The organism is Corynebacterium durum, assembly GCF_030408675.1.
GTDB lineage: Bacteria > Actinomycetota > Actinomycetes > Mycobacteriales > Mycobacteriaceae > Corynebacterium > Corynebacterium durum.
Genome location: NZ_CP047200.1, coordinates 812,461 through 836,501, shown reverse-complemented (window position 1 = coordinate 836,501; position 24,041 = coordinate 812,461). Strand labels below are relative to the sequence as shown.

The 24,041-nt window shown below is 59.4% G+C and carries 26 protein-coding genes; 14 read left to right on the top strand and 12 right to left on the bottom strand.

Annotated elements, in window-relative coordinates; genetic code table 11:
* Nucleotides 1-25 precede the first annotated feature (25 nt).
* The 4 genes from CDUR_RS03965 to CDUR_RS03950 form a co-directional block, all read right to left on the bottom strand.
* Nucleotides 26-1,669: a HAMP domain-containing sensor histidine kinase gene (locus CDUR_RS03965; protein WP_179419017.1), complete on the bottom strand. Its 1,644-nt coding sequence runs from the start codon at nt 1,667-1,669 to the stop codon at nt 26-28.
* Entirely contained in the window at nt 1,669-2,361 is a 693-nt protein-coding gene (locus CDUR_RS03960) for a response regulator transcription factor (RefSeq protein WP_040359801.1), read from the bottom strand. Before CDUR_RS03960 ends, CDUR_RS03965 begins: the two co-directional genes overlap by 1 nt.
* Before the next feature lie 171 nt (nt 2,362-2,532).
* Complete coding sequence (rpmF, locus tag CDUR_RS03955) at nt 2,533-2,706, bottom strand: 50S ribosomal protein L32 (protein ID WP_040359703.1); 174 nt, start codon at nt 2,704-2,706, stop codon at nt 2,533-2,535.
* 14 nt (nt 2,707-2,720) lie between these two features.
* Complete coding sequence (locus CDUR_RS03950) at nt 2,721-2,987, bottom strand: type B 50S ribosomal protein L31 (RefSeq protein WP_040359706.1); 267 nt, start codon at nt 2,985-2,987, stop codon at nt 2,721-2,723.
* A gap of 490 nt (nt 2,988-3,477) precedes the next feature.
* On the opposite strand from CDUR_RS03950, the gene rpmB reads away from it, so the two are divergent.
* The 6 genes from rpmB (at nt 3,478) to CDUR_RS03920 (ending at nt 6,261) form a co-directional block, all read left to right on the top strand.
* The gene (gene rpmB, locus CDUR_RS03945) at nt 3,478-3,714 is read left to right on the top strand and encodes a 50S ribosomal protein L28 (RefSeq protein WP_006063178.1); all 237 of its coding nucleotides are present in this window, start codon (nt 3,478-3,480) and stop codon (nt 3,712-3,714) included.
* 5 nt (nt 3,715-3,719) lie between these two features.
* Nucleotides 3,720-3,884: a 50S ribosomal protein L33 gene (gene rpmG / locus CDUR_RS03940; RefSeq protein WP_006063179.1), complete on the top strand. Its 165-nt coding sequence runs from the start codon at nt 3,720-3,722 to the stop codon at nt 3,882-3,884.
* Nucleotides 3,885-3,887: 3 nt separating this feature from the next.
* Nucleotides 3,888-4,193 (top strand): 30S ribosomal protein S14, encoded by a 306-nt coding sequence (gene rpsN, locus CDUR_RS03935; protein ID WP_006063180.1) that lies wholly within the window; start codon nt 3,888-3,890, stop codon nt 4,191-4,193.
* Between the two features lie 12 nt (nt 4,194-4,205).
* A complete protein-coding gene (gene rpsR, locus CDUR_RS03930; protein WP_006063181.1) occupies nt 4,206-4,454 on the top strand; it encodes a 30S ribosomal protein S18 in 249 nt (82 codons plus the stop codon).
* Between the two features lie 193 nt (nt 4,455-4,647).
* Nucleotides 4,648-5,562 (top strand): putative nucleotidyltransferase substrate binding domain-containing protein, encoded by a 915-nt coding sequence (locus CDUR_RS03925; protein ID WP_006063182.1) that lies wholly within the window; start codon nt 4,648-4,650, stop codon nt 5,560-5,562.
* Between the two features lie 42 nt (nt 5,563-5,604).
* Nucleotides 5,605-6,261, top strand: a complete 657-nt coding sequence (locus tag CDUR_RS03920; RefSeq protein ID WP_179417218.1) for a TetR/AcrR family transcriptional regulator — start codon at nt 5,605-5,607, stop codon at nt 6,259-6,261.
* Between the two features lie 15 nt (nt 6,262-6,276).
* On the opposite strand, the gene CDUR_RS03915 is transcribed toward CDUR_RS03920, so the two are convergent.
* Nucleotides 6,277-7,344 carry a LacI family DNA-binding transcriptional regulator gene (locus CDUR_RS03915; protein ID WP_218865396.1) on the bottom strand — a complete coding sequence of 356 codons (1,068 nt, stop codon included), beginning with the start codon at nt 7,342-7,344 and terminating at the stop codon, nt 6,277-6,279.
* A 389-nt stretch (nt 7,345-7,733) separates the two neighbouring features.
* Between CDUR_RS03915 and CDUR_RS03910 the strand changes: the two genes are divergently transcribed.
* The 5 genes from CDUR_RS03910 to CDUR_RS03890 are packed head-to-tail and all read left to right on the top strand — an operon-like array spanning nt 7,734 to nt 12,928.
* On the top strand, nt 7,734-8,108 hold the full coding sequence (locus tag CDUR_RS03910) for an L-rhamnose mutarotase (protein ID WP_179417217.1): 375 nt from the start codon (nt 7,734-7,736) through the stop codon (nt 8,106-8,108).
* A 25-nt stretch (nt 8,109-8,133) separates the two neighbouring features.
* Complete coding sequence (locus CDUR_RS03905; protein ID WP_006063187.1) at nt 8,134-9,432, top strand: MFS transporter; 1,299 nt, start codon at nt 8,134-8,136, stop codon at nt 9,430-9,432.
* A gap of 28 nt (nt 9,433-9,460) precedes the next feature.
* A complete protein-coding gene (rhaI, locus tag CDUR_RS03900; RefSeq protein WP_179417216.1) occupies nt 9,461-10,639 on the top strand; it encodes an L-rhamnose isomerase in 1,179 nt (392 codons plus the stop codon).
* 5 nt (nt 10,640-10,644) lie between these two features.
* Nucleotides 10,645-12,096: a rhamnulokinase gene (locus CDUR_RS03895; RefSeq protein WP_179417215.1), complete on the top strand. Its 1,452-nt coding sequence runs from the start codon at nt 10,645-10,647 to the stop codon at nt 12,094-12,096.
* 16 nt (nt 12,097-12,112) lie between these two features.
* Complete coding sequence (locus CDUR_RS03890) at nt 12,113-12,928, top strand: class II aldolase/adducin family protein (protein WP_179417214.1); 816 nt, start codon at nt 12,113-12,115, stop codon at nt 12,926-12,928.
* A gap of 3 nt (nt 12,929-12,931) precedes the next feature.
* Here the strand turns inward: CDUR_RS03890 and CDUR_RS03885 are convergent, their stop codons facing one another.
* The 4 genes from CDUR_RS03885 to CDUR_RS03870 all read right to left on the bottom strand — a co-directional run bounded on the left by CDUR_RS03885 (nt 12,932) and on the right by CDUR_RS03870 (nt 17,524).
* On the bottom strand, nt 12,932-13,786 hold the full coding sequence (locus CDUR_RS03885; RefSeq protein ID WP_179417213.1) for an HpcH/HpaI aldolase/citrate lyase family protein: 855 nt from the start codon (nt 13,784-13,786) through the stop codon (nt 12,932-12,934).
* A 75-nt stretch (nt 13,787-13,861) separates the two neighbouring features.
* The gene (gene purH / locus CDUR_RS03880) at nt 13,862-15,445 is read right to left on the bottom strand and encodes a bifunctional phosphoribosylaminoimidazolecarboxamide formyltransferase/IMP cyclohydrolase (protein ID WP_179417212.1); all 1,584 of its coding nucleotides are present in this window, start codon (nt 15,443-15,445) and stop codon (nt 13,862-13,864) included.
* A complete protein-coding gene (purN, locus tag CDUR_RS03875) occupies nt 15,442-15,993 on the bottom strand; it encodes a phosphoribosylglycinamide formyltransferase (protein WP_179419015.1) in 552 nt (183 codons plus the stop codon). Before purN ends, purH begins: the two co-directional genes overlap by 4 nt.
* Nucleotides 15,994-16,024: 31 nt before the next feature.
* Nucleotides 16,025-17,524 carry a cell division protein PerM gene (locus tag CDUR_RS03870; protein WP_179417211.1) on the bottom strand — a complete coding sequence of 500 codons (1,500 nt, stop codon included), beginning with the start codon at nt 17,522-17,524 and terminating at the stop codon, nt 16,025-16,027.
* A gap of 287 nt (nt 17,525-17,811) precedes the next feature.
* On the opposite strand from CDUR_RS03870, the gene CDUR_RS03865 reads away from it, so the two are divergent.
* Nucleotides 17,812-18,537: a M23 family metallopeptidase gene (locus CDUR_RS03865; RefSeq protein WP_179417210.1), complete on the top strand. Its 726-nt coding sequence runs from the start codon at nt 17,812-17,814 to the stop codon at nt 18,535-18,537.
* Between the two features lie 150 nt (nt 18,538-18,687).
* Here CDUR_RS03865 and CDUR_RS03860 read toward each other — a convergent pair whose 3' ends face one another.
* Nucleotides 18,688-19,185 carry a flavodoxin family protein gene (locus tag CDUR_RS03860; RefSeq protein ID WP_179417209.1) on the bottom strand — a complete coding sequence of 166 codons (498 nt, stop codon included), beginning with the start codon at nt 19,183-19,185 and terminating at the stop codon, nt 18,688-18,690.
* A gap of 116 nt (nt 19,186-19,301) precedes the next feature.
* Between CDUR_RS03860 and CDUR_RS03855 the strand changes: the two genes are divergently transcribed.
* On the top strand, nt 19,302-19,886 hold the full coding sequence (locus CDUR_RS03855; protein WP_231287142.1) for a TetR/AcrR family transcriptional regulator: 585 nt from the start codon (nt 19,302-19,304) through the stop codon (nt 19,884-19,886).
* Here CDUR_RS03855 and pcrA read toward each other — a convergent pair.
* Nucleotides 19,855-22,206, bottom strand: coding sequence for a DNA helicase PcrA (gene pcrA, locus CDUR_RS03850; protein WP_179417208.1), 2,352 nt, complete (start codon nt 22,204-22,206; stop codon nt 19,855-19,857). The genes CDUR_RS03855 and pcrA overlap by 32 nt on opposite strands.
* Nucleotides 22,207-22,257: 51 nt before the next feature.
* Between pcrA and CDUR_RS03845 the strand changes: the two genes are divergently transcribed.
* Complete coding sequence (locus CDUR_RS03845) at nt 22,258-22,554, top strand: chorismate mutase (protein ID WP_006063200.1); 297 nt, start codon at nt 22,258-22,260, stop codon at nt 22,552-22,554.
* Between the two features lie 26 nt (nt 22,555-22,580).
* On the opposite strand, the gene CDUR_RS03840 is transcribed toward CDUR_RS03845, so the two are convergent.
* Nucleotides 22,581-24,017: an NAD-dependent succinate-semialdehyde dehydrogenase gene (locus CDUR_RS03840; RefSeq protein WP_179419014.1), complete on the bottom strand. Its 1,437-nt coding sequence runs from the start codon at nt 24,015-24,017 to the stop codon at nt 22,581-22,583.
* Between the last annotated feature and the right edge of the window lie 24 nt (nt 24,018-24,041).

Here is a 24,041-nt window from a genome sequence, read left to right as displayed (position 1 = left end):
CCTATGTAAGAAAAACTCACTGCCGTCACTCATCAGTGTAGCGGCGCTGGCGCGATGCCCACAGCTGACTAAAATCGTCCATCTTAATGCCCTGAACAGGCCCTTTATGCCGATTATCGGGGCGGTCCTTCACCTTAGGAAGCGCCCGTGGCAGTGGCTTCTTCTTGGTCCTATGCTTGTCAAACAGCTCGGGCTGCAGACTCACATTGAAGTCCGCTTCTGGTGCACCTGGCGGGAACGGATTACCAGGCAGGGTTACGCGCATGAGCGCACCGCCATCATCGGATTCCTCCGCAACAATCGTGCCAGCGTGACGATTAATCACCTGCTGCACAATCGCCAATCCTAGGCCCGAACCAGGCATTGAGCGCGCCTTGATGGAGCGATAGAAACGCTCAAAGACTTTCTCACGGTCTTCCGCTGGGATACCCGGGCCGGAGTCGGCAAAGGTCAGTTCCATGACACCCTCCTTCTCAGACGTCATGGTGATGCGCACCTCGCCATCCTGCGGGGACCACTTAGCGGCATTATCCATGAGGTTGAGGGTGGCGCGCCCCAGGGCAAAGGGATCGCCATAGAGGAACCACGGCTGCGTGTTCAAGGTGAACTTCACGTCGGGGCGACGGCGTTGCACGCGTTCCAGAGACGTCTCCAGGCATTCCACCAAGTCCACACACTCAACAATCTGCTGTGGTCCGTCCTCGCGGGCAAGGTCGACCAGATCACCGATCAAGGTGGACAGCTCCTCGATCTGCGCGATCACGTCGCGAGACAGCGACTCCAGCTCTTCTGGCGGAATGGCCGACTTGGATTGAGAGACCATCATCAACAATTCGACATTGGTGCGCAGCGACGTCAATGGAGTTTTCAGCTCATGCCCAGCATCAGCGACCAGCTGTGTCTGTCTCACTCTGGAGGCTTCCAACGCCTCCAGCATGTCATTAAAACTCCGGGTGAGCTGAGCCAATTCGTCATTACCCACCACGGCAATGGGACGCAGATCGTCCGTCTGCGTCACATACTCGGCTGCCTGCTGCAGGCGCATCACTGGGCGCAATCCTGTGGTGGCCACCACAGTGCCCGTTGCAATGGCAATGAGCACGCCCAACGCACCAATAATCAACAGCACCGTACCCAGAGAACTGATCAGCTGGTGGGTGCTTTTGAGGTCCCGCGCGAGAATCAACGTGGCACCAACTTCATTGCGCAGCGCCAAAACACGCTCATCGCCGCTGTTGTTGGTCGACATGTCCAACTCCCCGCGCAGCACAGCAGCCTCATCATTCGTAATAGGCAGATTATCGCCTATTCCCCGAGATGCGCCCGGTGAGAAGTATGCCACACGCACGTCGGGGTTGTAAGACTTGAATGCCTGAATCTCAGCCGTGGGACTCAGCAAAAAACTTGGGTCGAAACTGTTCTGCAGAAATGCGGAAGCTTTTTCCTGTAACTCCTGGTCCACCGCGTTCGTCAGTGATGTGGACACCGTCCAGTAAGCCACAATGGTCATCATGGCCACAGCAATAGCCACCATGGATGCCGTCACCATGGACAATTGCCATCGCAACGATGCTTTACGGTCCCAGCCTTGGGGTTTAGTTTGTTCGGGCTCCGTAACAGGTTCAGCCCCGTAGATGTCATCTACAGGGCTTGCGGGTTTACGAAGCATCACGGTGCGGTCTCACGCAAAACATAACCAACACCACGAACGGTGTGGATTAAACGAGGCTCACCGCCCGCCTCAGTCTTGCGTCGCAGGTAACCAATATAAACTTCGAGGGCGTTGCCAGATGTGGGGAAATCATATCCCCAGACATCTTCCAGAATCGCACTGCGACTGAGGACCCGACGAGGGTTGGCCATCAACAGCTCCAGCAACGCAAACTCGGTGCGAGTAAGGCTGATGGTGCGCTCACCGCGCGTGACATCGCGAGTGTCTGGATTCAGGTGCAGATCCTCAAACACCAAGTCCGAGGTAGAGGCGTTGCCGATGGCTTCCGCCGCCGCGCGACGGAACAGAGAACGAACACGTGCGAGTAGCTCCTCCAAGGCAAAAGGCTTGGGCAGGTAGTCGTCTGCACCTGCATCAAGCCCGGCCACACGATCAGACACGCCGTCACGGGCCGTCAGAACAAGGATGGGACGGTCATCGCCACTGCTGCGGAGCGTACGGCACACCTCCAAGCCGTCCATGCGTGGCATCATGACATCCAAGATGACGAGGTCGGGTTGTTCTTTGCCGATTTGATCCAAGGCTGAGGCCCCATCTTCAGCTAAAACCACATCATAGCCATTGAAGGTGAGTGACCTGCGCAAAGATTCTCGTACAGCTTGTTCATCATCAACAACAAGAATTTTCATAACCACCATTGTGCCTTGTCCTGCTGTGAGTTTGCTGTGTTAACCCCCCTAAAAGTTCCAGTGTTTTCCCTTAATCTCCCCGTGACCAGCAAAAACCGTCTCCCCAAAAATTTGAGGAGACGGCAACAAAAACACTGTGATCCCCGAAATATGAGGTAACCGTGTCGTGTATTAGAACTGCTCGACTTCCACAAGGCCCATGCGAGCTGCGCGCACGAGGCGACGCGGGATGCGGTAGGTGTGGCCGTCGATAGTAACGTTTTGGAGGGCGGCGTTGTTCGCCTTCCACTGGGAACGGCGGGCGCGAGTATTTGCGCGGGACATACGGCGCTTTGGTACTGCCATTGTTCTTTCCCTCCTTAGGACTTCTTAGCGCGGCGGGCGAGGCCACCGTAACGGCGTTGGAACTTCTCAACACGGCCAGCAGTGTCCATGAGACGCTGAGCGCCGGTCCAGAACGGGTGCGACTCGCTGGTAACATCCACAACAATCAGTGGGTACTCGTTGCCATCTTCCCACTGAACAGTGCGGTTGCTGGTCGCGGTGGAGCGGGTTAGGAACTGGTGACCCGTACCCGCATCCTGGAAGACCACCGGGTGGTAGTCAGGGTGAATATCCTTCTTCATTCTCATCCCTTAGATCAAGTACATGTGCTTCTCGGCGCGCCTGGACGCTACCGGGTGGGAAATCCCGTTATCCACGACACGCCAAGTGACCTCATCCAAGAGGCTTAACGTACGCGTCGTTGAATCCTACAACGTAGACCGCCGAAACCGAAATCCCATATCCCAACAGCAAGAAACCACTGCACAGAGGCGGGAACAATTCGACCGCTCAATACTAGTCTCTAGATAGGCAAGAACGCAAAACCCAACCACGCCTTCTTTCTGCACCCTCCCCACCCCCACCGCGACCTGCGGCTTAGCAAAAAATTTTTCCCAAGATTAGGAAATCAGCCCACATCAGGGTATGGTTTTCCCTTGCTGTTGTCGAAGTATTCGTTTACGCCCCGTCTCAGCTGGCAAAGCCGCGCCCCGAAGGCCCCTTCAGTGAGGTTTCTTTGGTGCGGCTGCGGCTTAACGTTGAACGTGGGCGGCTAGGAGAAAGTTTAAGTCCATGTCGGCTATTTGCCAGGTAACGGGACGCAAGCCGGGTTTCGGCAAGTCTGTCTCGCACTCGCACCGACGCACCAACCGCCGTTGGAACCCCAACGTGCAGCGTCGTCGTTTCTACCTGCCCTCTGAGGGCCGTACCATCACGTTGACCGTGTCCACCAAGGGTCTGAAGGTTATTGACCGTGACGGCATCGAAGCTGTGGTCGCCAAGATCCGCGCCCGTGGAGAGAAGGTTTAACACATATGGCACGTAACGATATTCGTCCTATCATCAAGCTGAAATCTACGGCTGGCACCGGCTACACCTACGTCACCCGTAAGAACAAGCGCAACAACCCCGATCGCATCACCTTGAAGAAGTACGATCCGGTTGTTCGTAAGCACGTTGAATTCCGCGAGGAGCGATAATTTATGGCTAAGAAGTCTAAGATCGCCAAGAACGAAAAGCGCAAGGAAATCGTCGCTCGTTACGCGGCGCGTCGCCAGGAGCTCAAGGCCATCATCAAAAACCCGAACACTCCTGATGAGGAGCGTTTGGATGCCCAGTTCGAGCTGAATCGCCAGCCGCGTGACGCCTCCCCGTGTCGCGTCCGCAACCGCGATGCCGCTGACGGTCGTCCCCGCGGTTACCTCCGCAAGTTCGGCCTGTCCCGTGTCCGCGTCCGCGAAATGGCTCACCGCGGTGAGCTTCCGGGTGTTCGTAAGTCCAGCTGGTAAAAGGGAGTTGTAATGAAGCGCAGTAACGTTAAAAAGGCGCGGATGGAGCAGTCCCGCCGCCCGAAGAAAAACCCGCTCAAAGCCGCTGGCATTGAGAAGGTGGACTACAAGGACATCAACACCCTTCGTCTGTTCATCTCTGATCGCCACAAGATCCGTTCTCGCCGCGTCACTGGTTTGACCCCGCAGCAGCAGCGTCAGGTTGCTACCGCTGTGAAGAACGCACGTGAAATGGCTCTCCTGCCGTTCACCAGCCGCTAAACCGACTGGGGACACAACACGCTATCCCATGGTTGACCAACAACCTTGGGACCTGCGATGACAGCGCACTTTAGCCGCTGGCATTCGTGACACGGCATAAAGTCCTTTTGGCCCGCATCAATGCTCCTTCTTTGTGAGCACAGATGCGGGCCATTATGGTATCTACATAAACCTCTCTTCTTGGAGTTCTCCAGTGTTGCATGCCTCCCTCATTGAACTAGCTGAACAAGCCCCACTGTGCACCGACCAGGCAACGCTTCGTGGTGTCCTCACCGAATCCCACGACTTAACCCGTAATGCCCTCGCACACGACACCAACGCCGTTGAGGTGGCACACTGGTTTTCGCGCCTGCTTACCGACGCCCTGCACAGCCCCGCCGCCACGGAACTTACCGACGGCCGCATCCAAATTGTGACCGGCCCGTTCGGTCGCGGCGAGGGAATGCCCACCTCCCCCGTGGAATGGCTCAGTATCCTCCCTAAAAGCGTGCCGTACCAGTACAACCAGAATCTGGAAAAGGTTCTGACCGAAACGGGATTTGTGCTAGCGCCCCTGCCTGCAACACTGCTGCCCACCACTCGCGAGGATTGGGAACATCGCATCGATCATGCTCTGGAGCATGGGGATGGTGAAGCATTGGGAGTGTACACCGATGCCGGCACGTGGATGGCAGAGAAGGTTTTAGCCTCACGCATGGCCCCACCGGCGTTGCTTCGCAATGCGGTGGAGCACCGGCCCCCGGCGGTGCAAACTCAGGCTGGGCTCCCTCGCAAGGACGTGCCCATTGATATTCGCCGTGATCTTCTTAGCCCATTGGCTAGACTGGCCCGCTGGGCAGCGATCGCGGCGGGATCCTCGGCAACGGAAACGTTGGACCGGATCGCGGCGGGCGTGCACGGGGGCGTCGTCACGCAGCAGGAGGCGGATTACCTGTCGGCAGCGTGGCGGGCAGGCATTGCCTTACGCCTGGAGCGGTGGGCAGAGCATCTCGATGGCAACGGAACGACACTGGACCAGTTAACGCAGGTGCAGCGGGCGTTGTTTGGGGCGTGCTGCCGGGATGTGTCACTGGTGATGCAATCGATTGCAGCGCATCACAGAGTGTAAAATCAGATGGCTACAGCCTGAGTACAGAAGGAACGTGACAGTATGGCAGGTGCCGTTGGTCGCCCACGCAAAAACAGCCCTCGTCGGCGGGGAAACACCGCTCGCGAGGAGATTCTGGATGCCTCTGCGGAGCTTTTTACCACGCGCGGTTTCGCCACGACCTCCACGCACCAAATTGCCGACGCGGTGGGCATCCGCCAGGCGTCGCTGTACTACCACTTCCCATCCAAGACGGAAATCTTTCTCACCCTGCTGAAATCCACGGTGGAGCCGTCCATGGCGCTCGCGGCCGAGCTGGGTGCTTCTGATGCGAGTCCCGCACAACGCCTGTGGGCGTTGGTGGCGGCGGAAACCCACCTGCTGCTATCCACACGCTGGAACGTCGGGCGCCTGTATCAGCTTCCCATCGTAGCCTCAGAAGAATTCGCAGAATTCCATGCCCAGCGCCACGAGCTGAAAAATACCTACCGCACGCTCGCTGCGGAAATCGTGGGTGCTGACGACCCTCGACTGGATCTGCCCTTCCACATCGCCCAAACCGTCACGGACATGCGAGACAACACCGGCACAGCCCCCTACCCCGCCGACGGAGCATTACCGGAAACCGCCATCATGCTTGCCGACGCCGCCCTCACCGTCATTGGCGCTCCCCTGCCGGATGACCGCATCGAACGCACACGAGAGCTTCTGCCCAGCTAACTGACCTGAGTTGCTTTAGCAGTGACCGGCCGTGGATTCCCGGATGGACAGTTCTGGTTGAAACAGTTCTGTGTACGGGGTGTCGGGATTCTGCGCCGCAGCCAGTAGGTTGTCGGCGGCGTGCCACCCCATCTCGCGCATGGGCTGACGTACAGAGGTCAGGGGGGTGATGAGTTCCGCCGCGACTTGAATATCGTCGTAGCCGGTGATGGCCATTCCTTGGGGGATGGGAATGTTCCTAGCGCGTAGCACCCGCATCGCCCCAATGGCGAGAACATCATTTGCGCAGGCAAAGGCGGTGACAGGTGAGTCGTTGGTGTCGCTGGACGTGTCCAACAACACCTGAGCCGCTTCCGCACCGCCCGCAGCCGTAAACGCAGAGGCTGTCTGGAGCGTGAGCACATCCTCAGGATCAAGGCCGTACGCACGCACGGCATGGCACGCGCCGTCCCAGCGATCCACCGCCTGACGCACCGAAAACGGTCCGTTAATAAAACCAATGCGGCGATGCCCCAGCTCTAGCAGGTGATTAATGGCATGCGATTGTCCGGTGACATCATCCACATCAACGGTGGGAATGCCAGTGATAATGGCGGGGTGGTCGAACAGCACCACCGGAACCTTGAGCTTATGGATCACCCGATCAAGTTCCTCCACCACTGCAGGTGATTGCGTGCCGCAAGGCGTGAGGATAATCCCCCTGGCCTGCATGGATTCGTAGATTCTGAGCAGTTCCAGCTGCCTGCGCGGTTCGCCATTGGAGGAGGCGATGGTCATGATGCAGCCATCGCGCTGGAGGCGCTGGTCAATCCCCTGCGCCGCCTCCATGAAAAACGGGTTGGTGAAATCCAGGATGATCACACCCACGGTGGTGGAGGTGCCTTGGCGCAGTTGACGAGCCGATGCCGAACGCACGAAACCGAGGGAGGTCACGGCGTCATGAACCCGCTGGCGAGTTTCCTCACTGACGCGTTCGGGGTGGTTCAGCACGTGGGACACCGTGCCGACGGATACCCCCGCCGCTTTGGCGACATCGCGCACTGAAGGCCGGGGTTGTTCACCGCTCATGGTCACTGCGGACATTCCCCTTTGCTGTGTCCTCCTTCCCTCTGCCTGGTGTGGCATGTGTGGAAGGTAGGTGATGGAAGATACGTGGGAAAAGTCTACCTCAGCTACCTTTTTTCACCCCGATGCGGGCGTGCACTACCGGGGGTGGCTGTGGGCAGTGCCACAATGTAGCAAACACAGCGACTATTGACACATCAGCTACCCCTTCTTTATGGTTAAGAATGAAACGTTTCAAACAACGAAACGTAGAACTTTCTTCACCATTTCCCCAGCTTAACCGCGCCATCACAACAACGCCGCAGATTTGCGAAACCTGAAAATGAAACGTTTCAACATTCTGCGCTGCAGCAACCTGTGATAGCCAAACCAGACACCCCCGACACCAGCAACAGGACCCCACCATTATGCCTGATCAATCCCCCACCAACCCCCTCACCACCCTCCTGAACACCACCAGCGCCAAAGACCCAGGCCGCGCCTGCTTCCTCCTTCACGTCCGCCCAGAAGCCCTCGAAGAATATGTGGACGTGCATCAACGAGTCTGGGCGGAGATGCGCGACGCCCTCACCACAGCAGGCTGGCGGCACTACTCACTCTTCCTCAACCCCGACACCGGCCTGGTCGTCGGATACTTCGAATCCGACGACACTGCAGCCGCCATGGAAGCCATGGCCGACACAGACGTCAACACCCGCTGGCAAGCAGAGATGCAACGCTACTTCGTCCAGCCAGACGGCGGAACCCCGACCCCCCTTCAGCAGTACTTCTACCTTCCCTAATTCCCGTGAAATAAGGACCACCATCATGTCTCAACCCGCACCAATCACCGGGTGGAAAGCCACCGCTGCGGTGTCCATGTCCAACTACATCGATTCCGGCTCGATCATCGCTATCGCCACATCCCTCGCCTTCTGGGGTGCCGCCTACTTCCCCAACGACGACGGCTCCATTGCCGGCATCCTCGCCGCCTTCAGTTCCAACGCCTTCGGGGCCGCCATCGGTGCTCTGATCGGCGGACCGCTGTGCGACAAGTACGGGCGAAAATTCATCTACACCTACGACCTGCTGGTATACGCGCTCGGCGGTATCATCGTCACCTTTGCTATGAACCTGCCCATGCTGTTCATCGGATTCGTGATTATTGGCCTGGCGGTAGGTGCCTCAGTACCTGCAGGCTGGACCTACATTGCGGAGTTCGCTCCCACTGAGCAACGCGGCCGACACATCGGCGCCACCCAACTGGCCTGGTCTTTTGGCCCCTTCATCGGATTCGGACTGGCCGCCGCGCTAGCACCACTGGGCCTGCTGGGCAGCCGTATTGTCTTCGCGCACCTCGTCGTTATCGCGCTGGTCACCTGGTGGATTCGGCGTGGCCTTCAGGAATCAGAATCCTGGGAGGAATCCAAAGGCGGAGCCCAAGCCAAACCGCCATCAATGTTCGCATCCTTCCGCGCACTATTTAGCCGGAAAGTCAACATCACAGCGCTCATCTTCCTGGCCGCCATCTATACCTTCTGGAACCAGGCGGCCAGCCAAAACGGTATTTTCCTGCCCACCATCCTCAACTCCATGGGCTACGACACCACGCGGTCCGACCTGTTCGCCATGCTCTCCTGGGCTTTTGTGATCATCAGCACCGTGATTTTCATGTACCTGGTGGACCGCGTGTCATATCGCTGGCACTACTTCGCTGGCGGCCTGCTGGCCATCGCCGCGTGGATCCTGCTGGTCTTCGGCCCCTCCGATGCAGCTTGGGTGGCCTTCGGTTACGCCATCATCTGGGGCTTGTCCGCAGGTCCCTCGGCCCAAGCCTTCTACTCCGTGTGGTCACCTGAACTGTTTGCCACCCCATACCGCTCTGGCGCGCAGGGCATCGTCTTCTTCATTGTGCGCATGGCCAGTGGCGCGATTTCCCTCATCTTCCCAGTCATCCTGATGAAGCCCAACGGCCTGCTCATTGACGGTCTGATTCTCATCGGCTTCCTCGTTGCCGCCACACTCATCGGCACCATCTTCGCCCCGCGCACCCAAGGTAAGAGCCTGGAACAGATCGAAATCGAACGCTATGGCACCAAAGTCACCAATACCACTGCGACCCAGTAACCCAGCACACCAGTAAGGATCTTCCACCATGACCACTCTCAACGACTACACCCCCGAAGCCCGTCGCCTCCTTGAGGAACAAACCATCGAACTCCCCTCCTGGGCGTTCGGAAACTCCGGCACACGGTTTAAAGTGTTCACCACCGGCGGCGTGCCACGCACCCCCTACGAAAAACTGGAAGACGCCGCTCAGGTAAACGCCTACACCGGCATCACACCCCGCGTCTCCCTCCATATCCCCTGGGACCGCGTGGACGATTTCGCCGACCTAGCCGCATACGCCACCGACCACGGCGTAACCATCGGGGCGATCAACTCCAACGTCTTCCAGGACGACGACTACAAGCTCGGCTCCCTCTGCCACAGCGACCAGCGCATCCGCGCCAAGGCCATTGACCACCACCGCGAGTGCATTGACATCATGAACCAGACGGGGTCCACCGACCTGAAAATCTGGCTGGCCGACGGCACCAACTACCCCGGGCAGGATTCCATCCGCGCCCGCCAAGACCGCCTCGCCGACTCCCTCCAACAGATCTATGCCGACCTCAGCGAGGGCCAACGCATCATCCTGGAATACAAGTTCTTCGAGCCCGCGTTTTACCACACCGATATTCCCGACTGGGGTACCGCGCTGGTGCACTGCCAGGCACTTGGGTCCAACGCCATGGTGGTTCTGGACACCGGACACCACGCCCCAGGCACCAACATCGAGTTCATTGTTGCCCAGCTCCTGCGCGTCGGACGACTCGGTGCTTTTGACTTCAACTCCCGCTTCTACGCGGACGACGACCTCATGGTCGGTGCCGCCGATCCTTTCCAGCTTTTCCGCATCATGCACGAAATCGTCGCCGTAGGAGCGCTGGACAAAAACTCCGGTGTGAACTTCATGCTGGACCAATGCCACAACCTGGAAGAAAAAATCCCCGGCCAAATTCGCTCGGTGATGAATATCCAGGAAGCCACTGCAAAAGCTCTGCTAGTCGACCACTCCGCCCTTACCGAGGCCCAGCACTCCGGCGATGTACTCGCCGCCAATGCCGTACTCATGGACGCCTACAACACCGACGTACGCGATGCGCTCGCCGAACTGCGGGAAAGCAAGGGACTCGCCGCAAACCCCATGGCCGCTTTTGCGGAATCCGGCTATCTTGACACCATTCGGGCGGCCCGCGCAGGCGGCGAACAAGCAGGTTGGGGGGCTTAACCTCCATGTCCACCCTCCACCTCGCGATCGACCTGGGCGCCTCATCCGGCCGCATCATCGCGGGCACCCTCAGCGGCGGCACGATCACCATGACGGAGATCGCCCGCTTCCGTAACCGCCCAATTGCTTTGCCCACCCGGCGCGGCGACTACCTGTACTGGGACATCCTTGACCTGTGGGAGTCCATTGATCAGGGACTCGCGCGTATCGACGCCCTGACCAGCCTCACTCCGACCAGTATCGGCGTGGACACGTGGGGGGTGGATTACGCCCTCCTTGGGCGCAATGGCGAACTGTTGGCCAATCCGTCTTGCTACCGCTGCCCCCGCACCGACACAGCGCCAGAGCAGTTCTATGCGGACCTAGCCCGGGACGAGCACTACCGCCGGACGGGCATCCAATTCCAGCAGTTCAACACCGTTTTCCAGCTCATCGCAGCTGCTGGAAGCACGTCTCTCCAACATGCCGAACAGGCTCTGCTCATGCCGGACCTGCTCACTTCCTGGCTGGGGGGCGAACCACATACCGACATCACCAACGCCTCCACCACCGCACTCCTGGATCCCGTCACTAGGGATTGGGACGATGCGGTAGGGGCGGTCATCGAGAAGCAAACGGGGCGGCGGCCAGCCGAGCTGTTCGCGCCGCTGGTGGAACCGGGAACCGTGGTGGGCCAGCGACACGACGCGCAGGTAGTGACGGTGGCCTCGCACGACACCGCATCCGCCGTGGTCGCGGTACCCACTGATGCACCCAACCCCTATTTCATTTCCTGCGGCACGTGGTCGTTGGTGGGTGTGGAGCGCACCCAACCCCTCACCAGCGACGCAGCCTGCGCAGCGAACATGACCAACGAACTGGGGTACGGGCGCACTGTTCGTTTCCTGAAAAACATCATGGGTCTGTGGGTGCTCAACGAATGCGCGCACCGCTGGAACGACGCAGACATTCCCACCCTGTGTGCGCAAGCGGCGTCCATTCCTGCTGGTCATTGCGTCATCCCCATCAACGATCATCGCCTGTTTGCTCCCGGCGACATGCCCGCCCGCATCCGCGCGATAGCCGCCGAACAAGGCCAGCCCCAACCACATACCCAGGCGGAGGTGACGCGCTGCATCATTGACTCCTTGGCACTCGCCTATCGACGCGCCCTGCACACCACCGAGGCACTGACTGGCACGCCCCTCAACACGGTGCACATGGTGGGAGGCGGCATCAATAACACGCTGCTGTGCCAGCTCACCGCCGATGCCACGGGCATTCCCGTGGTCGCAGGGCCCACCGAAGGAACCGCTCTGGGCAACTTGGTTGTTCAGGCCGCAGCCACCACGCCCCTCGGCGCCGATCGTGAGGCTGTGCGGGAGATCATCCGCGCCTCCGTCACCACCACCATGTACTACCCACGAAGCGAACAGTTGGCGCTGTGGGACCGCCTCGACGCCACCATTTCCCACTAACAAGGAGAGACCCCCTATGAACCCCACCATCACCGACGCGCTCGCCGATATGGGCGCAGCCGGGCAACGCCTCGATGCCATGCATGCCGTCGAGGCAGGCGCAGGCAACCTTTCCGTTGCACTCCGAGATGTCGATGGACTCGACGAGCTCTTCCCCAATGCCGAACCCGGTGCACCCTTACCGCTGGCCGTACCGGAACTCGCAGGCTACACCATCCTGGTCACAGGGTCCGGGTGCAGGCTCCGTGATGTCGCTCAGCAGCCAACGCGCACCGTCTCAGCCTTCATCATCGACCCCGACGGCACCACCGCAACATGGCGCTACCACCACGACCGCACCTTTGCCCGCCCCACCAGTGAATTCAACTCGCACCTCGCGGTCCATGCGGACCAGATTGGGCGCCGCGGCATTGCCATTCACGCTGTAATTCACGCACAGCCACCCTACTTGGTGCAACTTTCCCACAACGAAGCACTGCGCAACAACACCGACTTCAACAAAGCCCTGTTCAGGTGGGAACCAGAAACCATCGTCCAACTTCCCGACGGTGTGGAAGTCCTAGACTTCATGGTTCCCGGGTCCGATACCCTCATGGAGAACAACGTGCGAGGACTACGCGACCACCGCATGACCATCTGGTCCAAACACGGCATCATGGTGCGTTCCGACGTCTCCCCCCTTGACGCCGTGGACAAAACCGAATACGCCGAAACCGGTGCCATGTACGAAATCCGCAACGCCATGGAAGGCGGACACGGCCAAGGGCTTCTCGACTCCGAAATCATCGCCGTTATCGATGCCTTTGGCGTGGATACCCCCTTTTACCGCTAGCTGCTAGCCCGCGCCGTGCGCCCGTGCCAGCACACGGTGCGCCTGGGCGATCAGCGGGGCGTCCACCATCTCCCCATCCAGCTTGAACGCGCCGGGGTAATGCTGGGACTCATCCACCACTCGCAGAGCCCATTCCACCTGAGCGGGTTCGGGGCGATACGCCCGCCGCACTGTCTCCACCTGTTTCGGGTGAATGCAGGCGCTTCCGGCGAAGCCTGAGCGGGCGGCGTCAACAGCCTCTTCGAACATGCCCTGTTGGTCGTGGAAATCGGCATGCACTGCGTCAATGGTAAATTTTCCAGCAGCAGCAGCGTGAATATGCATCAGAGCGCGCGTCAGGCGCATGGTGTCTCGGTACGGGCCTGGACGGTTATCGGGTGCGCCCTCGTCAGGCATGAACCGGGAATGCGTACCCCCCAGGAGAACGGTCAGGTCTTCCGCACCCCAGAACAACCCCACCACGTCCGGGTGTTCAGCAATGCCCTGTATGCCCACCACCGCTTGGGGTGTTTCTATCATGGCTATGACGTGCAGACCTTCCAGTTCCTTCGGAATGTCCGTGTATACCTTGGGCACCATTACCAGGGAATACGGGGTGGACCGTACCATCTCCACGTCTTCCTTAAATCCTGGATCATCGGGGCCGCACACCCGGACAATCACGCGCGATGGGTCCAGCGATGCCTGGGCAATGTTGTTGCGTGCCACGTCGCGCTCCGCATCGCCCGCGCCGTCCTCTAGGTCAAGGATCACCATGTCCGCGATCGCCGTCGCCTTCGGGAAAATGTCGGGGCGATTTGCGGGTGCGAACAAAATAGCGGGTCCAACAATCAAGTCATCAGGCCGTGAGCGATGCATGGCTCTCCTTCCATCTCATCCACATTATCCCTGGAAAAGCTCCGACGCGTCTATCAACCATTGGTATAGGAGCAGTTAGTGGGCGAAATGCCGCGCACCGGTCAGGTACATGGTCACCCCGGCTTTGTTCGCGGCATCAATAACCTCGGCGTCGCGGATGGAGCCGCCTGGCTGGACCACCGCAGTCACACCGGCATCGGCCAGCACCTCGAACCCATCGGCGAAGGGGAAGAATGCGTCCGAAGCCGCCACGGAACCAGACGCACGTTCCTCATCACCCAAAGTGTTGGCGCGTTTAACAGCGAGTTTTGCAGCATCCACCCGGTTGACCTGACCCATTCCCACACCAACGGTAGCACCGTCACGGGCCAGCAGAATCGCATTGGATTTGACGGCACGAACCGCTCGCCACGCGAATTCCAGTTCTGCCAGCACCTCATTGGATGCAGCGTCACCAGCAACAAGAGTCCAGTTGGCGGGGTTATCACCCTCGGCATCAATCAGATCGCGCTGCTGCACCAGCAGGCCACCAGAGATTTCCCGACGCTCCACCCCTGCGCGCTCAGGGGCCGGTGCTTGGAGGATGCGGATGTTTTTCTTCTGGGCCAGGATGTCCACAGCGCCGTCTTCGTAGCTGGGCGCGATGATCACTTCGGTGAAAATCTCGGCGACGTTGGTGGCCATCTCCACGGTGACTTCGCGGTTGGCGGCGATAACACCACCGAAGGCGGACACGGGGTCGCAGGCATGTGCGCGCTGGTGTGCTGCGGCGATGGACTGGTCGGACACGGCAATGCCGCAGGGGTTGGCGTGTTTAATGATGGCCACGCAGGGACGCTCGTGGTCCCAGGCGGCACGCCACGCGGCATCCGAGTCGGTGTAGTTGTTGTAGCTCATTTCCTTGCCGTGCAGCTGGGTGGCCTGAGCAAGCCCAACAGGAGCGGCCTCGTCACAATACAACGCCGCAGCTTGGTGCGGATTTTCTCCGTAGCGAAGCGGTGTGGACAGCTCGTAGGTGGCACCAATCCAGGCTGGGAATTTTCCGGTGCCCGCCTCAGCGTTATTGCCCAACCAGGTGGCCACGGCGACGTCGTAGGCGGCGGTGTGGCGGAAGGCGTCGACAGCCAGTGCGGTTCGTTCGGCGCGGGTGAAGCCACCAGCGGCGAGGGCGTCGATAACCTCGCCGTAGCGCGCGGGCGCCACGACCACGGCGACGGAGGGGTGGTTTTTGGCGGCGGCGCGCACCATGGAGGGACCGCCAATGTCGATTTGTTCCACACAGGCGTCGAAGTCGGCACCGGAGGCGACGGTCTCAGTGAAGGGATACAGGTTCACCACCACCAATTGGAAGGGCTCGATCTCGAGGTTTGCGAGCTGATCCAGGTGGTCGTGTTTGCGGGTGTCTGCGAGGATTCCGGCATGCACACGCGGGTGGAGGGTTTTCACGCGGCCTTCCAGGCATTCGGGGAATCCGGTGAGCGTTTCCACGGGCGTGACGTTGATGCCCAGGCCCGCGATGGTTGCTGCGGTGGAGCCAGTGGAGACGATCTCCACCCCAGCGGCATCTAGGGCGCGGGCGAGGTCGTCGAGTCCTGTTTTGTCGTAGACGCTGATGAGGGCGCGTTTGATGTTCTTGCGATCACTCTGGTCGGTGCTCATACGGATGCAAACCTTTCATTTTTTAACACACTCACGATGAGTGCCCGCTCCACCTGCTTGATGCGTTCGTGGAGAGTATCTTCCGTGTCGTCAGGCTGGATGACAACGGCTTCCTGCGCAATGATGGGTCCGGTGTCCACGCCCTCATCTACGTAGTGCACGGTCGTTCCCGTGACTTTCACTCCGTGCGCCAGCGCGTCCCGCACGGCATGTGCGCCCGGAAACGACGGCAGTAACGCCGGATGTGTATTAATGACCTTCCCACCAAACACACCCAGAAATTCCGGCCCAAGGATCCGCATAAAACCCGCCGACACCACCAGATCGGGGCGATGCGTATCGACGGCCGCCGCGAGCCTACGGTTCCACTCCTGCCGATCCTCCCCCAATTCCACGACAGTGTGGCTGATTCCTGCAGCCTCCGCGCGTGCGATGGCCTGGCACGGCTGATCAGCGACAACACCAACAACCGTGTAGTGCTTATCCGCCGCGTCAATGATTGCCTGGGCGAGGGTGCCGGTTCCACTGGCCAGAATCACCACTCGCATGGGTGTGTGTTGAGAGGTCACGCCGATGATTTTAATCCCTTTGAGTGAATTCCTGAGTGGATTCCGGCTCTTGGATCTCGGGGTTGCTTTCGGGATCACTTTCAGGGTCTTCGTCTGCGTACTCGTCAACGTCCTCATCTATCTCATGGAGGTCGTCAGAGTCGTCCACTTCTTCTTCTGTTTCTTCTGCAGGGTCCTCTGTCGTTTCTTTATCTGCCCCTTCTTCATCATCCGGGTAGTCCAGATCTTCTGGATCATTCGGGTAATCCGGCTCAGGCGGCAACGGCATCGCTGCCGCACGACGACCCATCATGTTCTGAACCCCAGAGACCAAGAGCCCCACCCCAGACAGCCACGCCACCGCCAGCACCGCAGTCAACCATGTCATGGGGCCGGTCTGGCTATAGACACCCATGCGTCCCGTAATGAGCAGGCACGCAATCAGTGTGTATAGCCCGGTGAACAAGCCGGAGACGATCATCTCAGCAAAGGGCTGATCCGTGCGATCTAGGCGGCCACGCACCCCCCACACAGCCAGCACCACCGGAATGATCAGCAACGCACCGGCAAAGGGGTACACAGTCTGAGGAATCACCACAAACCAAGGCAGCGTCGGAAAGGGAACTGTGTGGGAGCCAAACAACGAGACCCAGGCGTCCCCAAAGTGGTACTCGCCGCCCAACAGCACAGAACTCGACCCGACCATGACGTTTGGGAGGTACAGAAGCGACAGCAGCACCAAACCCGCCGCGCCCACGCCGTGGAAGTTGGAAAACAGTTGCCCCAGCGAACTGGTGTGGGCGGCCATCATGATCACAGACAACAGCAGCCCGGCCACGCTCACTGAGCCCAGGAACTTCAACGCCGTGAAATTCGCGTCCACAATCCACTGCGGCAGGCCGAAACGACGACACAACGCACGCCACAACCTGCTCCCCATACCAATCACCAGCACCAAAACGTGCACCAGCAGTGTGCGCCCTAAGGCAGCCAACAGCGGCGGCGCATCAACCGGGAAGACGGACGCGGCGTCGAGAAGCATGGCCCAGGAGATAAGCGTCAAAGTAAGCGGAAAGCCCAGCGCCAGCCCCACCAGTACATTCAAGTCGGCCAAACTGACCTTATCCTTGACCGCCTTGAACACGCGGTTGCTCAGCACGGCGACGAGGATAAGCGCAGGAAGAATCGGTACGGCAGCGACCACCTGCCCGTCACCCGATAATGGAGAGGCGTTAAACAGCAGCCAGAGCTGGGCAACTGTCGCCGGAAGTGCCACTAATGTCGTGTTCGTAAACATCAAACCTGCTATGGCCAGCATCAACAGGACTGAGACGATAATCACATTAGGTACCACGGTGAAAGGTAGGAAATAGGTAATCCGCCCTTTCAGACTCACCCGATCCGTCTCTTTTTCACGCCCTGATTGCCGCCCCCGACGTGCCTGCGGGACACTTCGCACATCCGAATCTATGCGCCCACGCGAACGCGGACGACGCACCGAACGTGCTTGTGGACTCGACTTTTTACTCACCCCCCACACTCTGCCACGCCAAGCCCACCGCATCGGTGAGGCGCGTCGAAGCCCCCTTCAAAATTGTTCGATACGAGAGGGTTCCAGCGGGGGTAAAGAGGGCTAAAACCACCACCCCCATCAGTAACACTGGCCCCAACTTCGTCGAAAGATCAGAAAAATATTAGGAAACGCAGCGAAACAGGTTGCTGGAAATGTAACAAACCGTTATCGTAAATCCTCGTTAGGTAACAAGATGGTTACAACCGAGAATCATCGAGTTTAGGAACAACGAGGAAGTAGGCTTCATGCAACAGAACGCTAAGCGGAAAACCGGCGGCGCCCACCGCAAGCAGACTGTATCGCCCGCAGCCAAGAGCCGCGTAGCACTGCTCGCAATGGCAACCGGAGCAGTCTCCACCGCAGGAGCAGGTGGAGCTGCAGCGGCACATGCACAGGCGAACACCACCGAGAATCATTCCATCGAGCTGGCAAGCGACGCTTCATCCTCGTCCCTTCCATTGGATGCCGCACCCCAGATCCTCTCAATCTCTGAGTTCAAGCCGGTATCTAACCTCAGCGAACAGCTCACCAAAGCTATCCACTACAACGAAGAGCGCGTCGCAGCCGACGAAGCAGCCCGCGCCCCACAGGTCGCCGCACCAACGCAAGGCACCTTCACCTCCCCCTTCGGCCCCCGCTGGGGCACAATGCACAACGGCATTGACATCGCCAACAACATTGGCACCCCGATCAACGCAGTCATGGACGGAACCGTCATCGACTCCGGCCCAGCCTCCGGCTACGGGCAGTGGATCCGCCTCCGCCATGACGATGGCACTATCACCGTCTACGGCCACATGGAAACCCTTGACGTATCCGTCGGTGAGCACGTGACCGCAGGCCAGAAGATCGCCGGAATGGGCAGCCGTGGCTTCTCCACAGGTTCCCACTTACACTTCGAGGTCCACCCTGGTGGCGGAGGCCCCGTTGACCCGGTTCCGTGGCTCGCAGAGCGAGGCATCTCCGTTTAAGCAGTTCTCCTGCTGTCAGCTAGAAGCTGTTAACTTCCAAAAACACCCAGTCCCATCTCGGTTACAGGGACTGGGTTTTTGGCGTTCTCGCAAGGAGCTGGACTGACCACAAACGGCGTCATTCCCTTGAGAACTTCAGGGCAGCGTGCATTACCCAACCTGCCACCGCTCAGCAAGACGCGCTGCCCAGTCACGGGCGTGGACCAATTCGCCATCCCGCAAAACCGGCGGAGTGCCGGCAACAAGAAAATGCTCAGCGGGAGTATCCACCTGAAAGCCGATACGCTTGAGCTTCTTTACTGATCGCTTCGCAGCAGAACCAAACCACGCACCACCAGGCACAACGGTGTCAAAGGCCGCCGCGCGGACACTGCTACCGTTGCCACGAACTTCTTCCAGCCATTCCAAAAGTCCAGCGCAGTTGTCATACATCCGCGCACCTTCCATGGCCAGCGCTTTCTCACGAGTCGCGGGCGTGGGTAGGCGGCCATTGTGGGTGGGTGCGCCAACAATGACGGCATCGCCATCGGCAAAATCCGTTGGCGCACTCGCGGCACCGTAAAGGACAACATCAAGTTCGGTGGCAATCACTTCACCGATACGTCGAGTGTTACCGAAGAATGATTCGGTAATCACATAGAGAGTCATTCCAGCTACCTCCTTAGGGCATGGGGTACATCACTACCCATCGTCACCCCGAATGAGAGTTACTGTCAATATGAAAGCAACTCTCATTGCGTGTGATGTTTGTTATACTGGACTGCGTGGATGAGCCACCCCTAACACTAAGCCTGCGCGAACAACGACACATTGAGGCGGTGCATCACGTCACCACCATTGCGTTCGAGCTGTTTGAACAGCAGGGATACCAAAACACCACCATCGCGCAAATCGCCAAAGCCGCGAAGATTTCCGAAGCAACGTTTTACCGCTGGTTCGGCACCAAGGAAGGGCTCATCACCACAGATCCGCTGCGCAATCAGGGCGGAAGCATGCTGAAGCTCATTGATCTCGATGACCTCATCGGATCCATTGATCGGATTGCCGCCACCTCGAATTTTTCGGGAATGACCTACATCCTGCAGGAACCGTCTGTCCGCGTAGCCATCAACGCCGAACTTGATGACTACGCCGAACAACTTATCCCTGACCTACAACAACGTGGGCATTCCCCTCTCAAGGCGCGCGTACTCGCGCGGTCACTGGTGTTCGGTGTCTACTTCGGCAGCCTGGAACAGTGGTATCTCGACGGCAGTGTCCGCCCCCTGAGGGATGTGTTTTACGACGCCCTGACCAGCACAGGATTCATGGAACAGCTCACAGCTTCTCCATCGGAAGACCACCAATAAGCATCAACCGGACCGTCCCAGACGAGCCAAAATCAATAACCACGGTCGCGCGCACGCCAGTGCCGTTGACCTCGAGCACGGTACCCAGACCGTATTTTTCGTGGTTCACGCGGTCCCCCACCGCAAGTTTCAGCTCCTTGTTGCGTCCCCCGCCACGCTGGGGGCTGGGGGCGGCGGGTGGCTGCCACGGCCTTGATGAGGCTTGGTAGGAGCTCTCACCCCAGTCGTCCCACTCATTCCAGGACTGGGCTTGTGGTTCCTCTCGACGCCAGTCCACCAGATCGCCGGGTATCTCTTGGAGGAAGCGCGACGGCGGGTTGGTCACAGGATTGCCCCAGGAAGCCCTCATCAGCGCTCTAGAGACGTACAAACGCCGTTGGGCACGCGTTATACCCACATATGCTAAACGGCGCTCCTCGGCGAGCTCACGCGGGTTTCCCAGCGCACGCAGATGCGGGAACTGACCGTCCTCCCATCCAGTGAGGAACACGATGGGAAACTCCAACCCTTTCGCCGTGTGCAAGGTCATGAGGGTCACCACACCCTGATCGTTGTCGGGAAGCTGATCCGCGTCCGCGACTAGAGATACGCGTTCCAGAAACGCCTGAAGGCTCCCGGGTTCCGGCTCCCCCGTATCCTGCTGCTGCTCATCGTCCGCGTAGGCCAGCATGGTGGCCACATCGGAGGTGAATTCCCTAGCGACGGAGACCAGCTCGTTGAGGTTATCCAGACGGGTGCCATCTTGCGGGTCGTTGGATACCTCCAGTTCGCTGCGGTACCCAGTCACGTCCAAAATCGACGACACGATCGCCCCCAGGTCCGGCAAGTTTGTGTCTTCATTGATGGAGGTCTGCGCGATAAAACGCAGGCCGTCCATCATGTCCACGAACTTTGCCACGGCGTTTTTGGCGCGGGTGCCTAGCATGCTGACCTTGCCGTTCGCGGCGTCGATAAGCGCAGAACCGAAGCTCATGCCATTGGTGTCGGCGTGCAAGGCAATGAAGGCTTGCGCGCGGTCCCCGATACCGCGGCGCGGGGTGTTAATGATGCGCCGCAGCGACACACTGTCGTCTGGGTTATCCAGTACACGCAGGTAGGCCACAATGTCGCGGATTTCCTTGCGCTCGTAGAAGCGGGTGCCGCCCACAACTTTGTACGGAATGCCCGTACGAATGAACACATCTTCCAGCGCCCGGGAGGAATTATTCGTGCGGTACATCACTGCAATGTCGCTAAACGACGCCCCGTCATCGGCAAGGTTGTCAATTTCCTGGGCAATAAAACGCGCCTCGTCCTGCTCGTTATCCGCCACATAGCCGACCAGCTTCTCCCCGTCCCCTAGGGCAGTCCATAGCCGTTTATCCCGACGTCCCTCGTTCTGGGCAATCACCGCGTTCGCAGCGGAAAGAATGTTCTGTGTCGAACGGTAATTCTGCTCCAGAAGAATCGTGCGCGCCTGTGGGTAGTCCCGCTCGAATTCCTCAATGTTGCGGATCGTCGCACCACGGAAAGCGTAAATGGACTGGTCTGCGTCACCCACCACGCACAATTCGCTCGGGGGCGCCGCATAAGGATCGTCCGTGGGCTTACCCACCAGCGTTGACACCAGCATGTACTGGGCGTGGTTGGTGTCCTGGTACTCGTCAATGAGGACGTGGCGGAAGCGGCGTCGATAATGCTCTGCCACCTCAGGGTGCCGCTGGAAGATACCCACCACTTCGCCGATGAGGTCGTCAAAATCCACGGCGTTGGCGCGGCGCAACTGCGCCTGATAATCGGCGTAGACCTTGGCCACCACCACCTCGAACTCGTTGCGGGTTTTCTCCGCCTCGGTGGCAGCATCCTGCGGCGAGACCAACTCATTCTTCAAATTGGAAATAGCCGTGGCCAAGGAACGCGCAGTGAACTTTTTCAGATCCAGCTGCATATCCTTGGCAATCTGCGCGAGCAGTCGCCGGGAATCGTCCGAATCATAGATGGAAAAATTAGTGTTCAAGCCGGGGATCATGCTCGCATGCTGACGCAGGATCCTTACACACGTCGAGTGGAAAGTGGACACCCACATGCGTTCTGCAACCGGACCCACCACATCCATGACACGTTCCCGCATTTCCGCAGCGGCTTTATTCGTAAATGTGATCGCCAAAATCTGGCCCGGATGCACCCCACGGTGCTGCAGCAAATACGCGATCCGGCGGGTCAATACCGCTGTTTTCCCAGAGCCGGCACCTGCCACGATCAGCAACGGCACACCGGTATGCTCCACAGCTTCTTTCTGTTGCGGATTCAACCCCGCAGTGAGATCACGCGAATTTTCCATAGTGATTACTAACCTACAGGGTGCGTCAGACATCATGGCAGAATATGGACCATGCCCGAAAACTTTGAGATCCGCATGCCGTCCGGCACCGATGACCCCCTGTCTGATGCGGAAATCCAGCGGTACCGGGAAGAAATCAACCGGCTGGACCGCGAAATCTTGGATGCTGTGAAACGCCGCAGCGACATCTCCAAAGCCATCGGAAAGACACGCATGGGCTCAGGCGGCACCCGGCTGGTCTACACGCGAGAGCTAGCCATTATCAACCAGTTCCGCGAAGAACTCGGCGAAGAAGGCCCCGCCCTGGCAAACATTCTCCTGCGTTTAGGACGCGGACGCTTAGGCTAGCTGGGCTTGGGGTCGCGCAGCTTGGGCTAGCGGGGCGGAATGGAAATCAGCTTGGTTTCCAGGAATTCGCGAATCCCCTCGAAACCGCCCTCGCGGCCGACACCCGACTCCTTCACACCGCCAAACGGGGCTGCCGGATCGGACAGCGCCCCCTTGTTGATGGACACCATGCCCACCTCCAGAGACTCCGCCACGTTCAGCGCGCGCTCCAAGGATTCACTGAACACGTAGGCCGCCAGGCCAAAGTGAGTGTCGTTAGCCAGGCGAATCGCCTCCGCATCGGTGCTAAAGGTCTGAATCGCCACTACTGGGCCGAAAATCTCCTCCTTGGCAATCCTGGACTCAGCTGGAACCTCCGTGAGCACTGTGGCGGGGTAAAACGACCCCTCCCCTTCCTCACGAATCCCGCCCAGGCATAGGGTCGCGCCTGCGACAATCGCATCGTCGACGAGTTCCGCCACCGAATCCACCTGATCCGGCCCGGACAGTGCACCCAACGTTACGCCGTCCTCGTAACCCGGCCCCATGGTGAAGCTCTTCATCTGCTCCACCACAGCGGGCACGAACTCATCCACCAGGGACTCGTGCACCAGGAAGCGGTTCGCCGCGATACACACCTGTCCCGCGCCGCGCATCTTCGCCACCGCAACCTCGCGTGCGGCGAGGTCCACCGCGGCGTCGTCAAGCACAATGTACGGCGCGTTACCGCCGAGCTCCAGGCTGACGCGCGTGGTGTGCTGGGCGGCCTTCGCAGCGAGCTGCTGCCCCACCCCCGTCGAGCCGGTGAAGGTGAGCTTGCGCAGGCGTGGATCATCCAGCAGATCCGAAATCACTGAAGCATTGGCCGTGGGCAGCACGCTGAGCACTCCGTCCGGCAGGCCCGACTCCCGGAGAACCACCGCAAGATACAACATGGTCAGCGGGGTTTTCGATGCCGGTTTCACAATCGCCGTGCAGCCCGCCGCCAACGCTGGGGCAAGCTTGCGAGCGCCCATCGCCAGCGGGAAATTCCACGGCGTCACTGCAAGCACCGGACCCACCGGCTGCTGAGTCACTAGGAAGCGCGCATTATCGGTGGGGCTGGGGCGGAAATCACCGCGAACCCGCACCGCCTCCTCCGCAAACCAACGGAAAAACTCGGCAGCGTACGCCACCTCAGCCTGGCAATCCGGCAAAGCGCGACCCAACTCTAAACTCTGAAGCAGCGACAACTCCGACGTAACATCCAGCAATAGCTCGTACGTACGGTATAGAATCTCCGAACGCTCCCGCGTGGACATAGCCGCCCACTCTGCCTGCTTATCGACGGCCATGTCTAACGCCCGGCGCGCATCCTCCGCCGTGGCCGACGCTACCTGGGCTAACTCCGCGCCCGTTGACGGGTTATACACCGCAAACGTGCCGCCATCAGAGGCGTCGGTGTAGTCGCCGTTCATAAAGAGCCCCGTTGGGGTGTAGCTCATCAAATAATCGATGCGCTCCTGCAC

What these genes read in the sequence shown, in the direction of transcription:
- CDUR_RS03965 (WP_179419017.1), bottom strand. Translation starts at nt 1,669, where the DNA reads ATGCTTCGTAAACCCGCAAGCCCTGTAGATGACATCTACGGGGCTGAA.
- CDUR_RS03960 (WP_040359801.1), bottom strand. Translation starts at nt 2,361, where the DNA reads ATGAAAATTCTTGTTGTTGATGATGAACAAGCTGTACGAGAATCTTTG.
- rpmF (WP_040359703.1), bottom strand. Translation starts at nt 2,706, where the DNA reads ATGGCAGTACCAAAGCGCCGTATGTCCCGCGCAAATACTCGCGCCCGC.
- CDUR_RS03950 (WP_040359706.1), bottom strand. Translation starts at nt 2,987, where the DNA reads ATGAAGAAGGATATTCACCCTGACTACCACCCGGTGGTCTTCCAGGAT.
- rpmB (WP_006063178.1), top strand. Translation starts at nt 3,478, where the DNA reads ATGTCGGCTATTTGCCAGGTAACGGGACGCAAGCCGGGTTTCGGCAAG.
- rpmG (WP_006063179.1), top strand. Translation starts at nt 3,720, where the DNA reads ATGGCACGTAACGATATTCGTCCTATCATCAAGCTGAAATCTACGGCT.
- rpsN (WP_006063180.1), top strand. Translation starts at nt 3,888, where the DNA reads ATGGCTAAGAAGTCTAAGATCGCCAAGAACGAAAAGCGCAAGGAAATC.
- rpsR (WP_006063181.1), top strand. Translation starts at nt 4,206, where the DNA reads ATGAAGCGCAGTAACGTTAAAAAGGCGCGGATGGAGCAGTCCCGCCGC.
- CDUR_RS03920 (WP_179417218.1), top strand. Translation starts at nt 5,605, where the DNA reads ATGGCAGGTGCCGTTGGTCGCCCACGCAAAAACAGCCCTCGTCGGCGG.
- CDUR_RS03915 (WP_218865396.1), bottom strand. Translation starts at nt 7,344, where the DNA reads ATGTCCGCAGTGACCATGAGCGGTGAACAACCCCGGCCTTCAGTGCGC.
- CDUR_RS03910 (WP_179417217.1), top strand. Translation starts at nt 7,734, where the DNA reads ATGCCTGATCAATCCCCCACCAACCCCCTCACCACCCTCCTGAACACC.
- CDUR_RS03905 (WP_006063187.1), top strand. Translation starts at nt 8,134, where the DNA reads ATGTCTCAACCCGCACCAATCACCGGGTGGAAAGCCACCGCTGCGGTG.
- rhaI (WP_179417216.1), top strand. Translation starts at nt 9,461, where the DNA reads ATGACCACTCTCAACGACTACACCCCCGAAGCCCGTCGCCTCCTTGAG.
- CDUR_RS03895 (WP_179417215.1), top strand. Translation starts at nt 10,645, where the DNA reads ATGTCCACCCTCCACCTCGCGATCGACCTGGGCGCCTCATCCGGCCGC.
- CDUR_RS03890 (WP_179417214.1), top strand. Translation starts at nt 12,113, where the DNA reads ATGAACCCCACCATCACCGACGCGCTCGCCGATATGGGCGCAGCCGGG.
- CDUR_RS03885 (WP_179417213.1), bottom strand. Translation starts at nt 13,786, where the DNA reads ATGCATCGCTCACGGCCTGATGACTTGATTGTTGGACCCGCTATTTTG.
- purH (WP_179417212.1), bottom strand. Translation starts at nt 15,445, where the DNA reads ATGAGCACCGACCAGAGTGATCGCAAGAACATCAAACGCGCCCTCATC.
- purN (WP_179419015.1), bottom strand. Translation starts at nt 15,993, where the DNA reads ATGCGAGTGGTGATTCTGGCCAGTGGAACCGGCACCCTCGCCCAGGCA.
- CDUR_RS03865 (WP_179417210.1), top strand. Translation starts at nt 17,812, where the DNA reads ATGCAACAGAACGCTAAGCGGAAAACCGGCGGCGCCCACCGCAAGCAG.
- CDUR_RS03860 (WP_179417209.1), bottom strand. Translation starts at nt 19,185, where the DNA reads ATGACTCTCTATGTGATTACCGAATCATTCTTCGGTAACACTCGACGT.
- pcrA (WP_179417208.1), bottom strand. Translation starts at nt 22,206, where the DNA reads ATGGAAAATTCGCGTGATCTCACTGCGGGGTTGAATCCGCAACAGAAA.
- CDUR_RS03845 (WP_006063200.1), top strand. Translation starts at nt 22,258, where the DNA reads ATGCCCGAAAACTTTGAGATCCGCATGCCGTCCGGCACCGATGACCCC.
- CDUR_RS03840 (WP_179419014.1), bottom strand. Translation starts at nt 24,017, where the DNA reads ATGAGCTACACCCCAACGGGGCTCTTTATGAACGGCGACTACACCGAC.